Annotated in this window: 1 pseudogene; it reads right to left on the reverse strand. The window is 54.2% G+C overall.

What is annotated here, in order from left to right:
* A pseudogene (locus ABJ99_RS13640) lies at positions 1–271 on the reverse strand (ParA family protein); the annotation flags it as partial.

Genomic DNA, 271 nt, shown 5'->3' on the forward strand with positions numbered 1-271 from the left:
CGCTGCGTGCGCCTTGAGTATCTATGAGGATCAGATCGAATTGGTTCGCGAACGCTTTCAGGAGATGAGCCAGTCGAAGCCGTCCGTCAGGTGCCTGGAGCAGCAGGTTGATCAACTGGTTGTTCGGATCGTTTGACAGGATCAGAGACAGGTTTGGGATGCTGGTCCGGGAGATGATTCTTTCTGGATCAGTGAGGTTGTGTGCGATCAGGTCGAAGATGCCGCCGCTGACTTCCTCTGTCATGGGGTAGTAAGAGGAGAGAGAAGGCTG

The sequence above is a fragment of the Pseudomonas syringae pv. cilantro genome (assembly GCF_001293775.1).
Taxonomy (GTDB): Bacteria; Pseudomonadota; Gammaproteobacteria; order Pseudomonadales; family Pseudomonadaceae; genus Aquipseudomonas; species Aquipseudomonas syringae_P.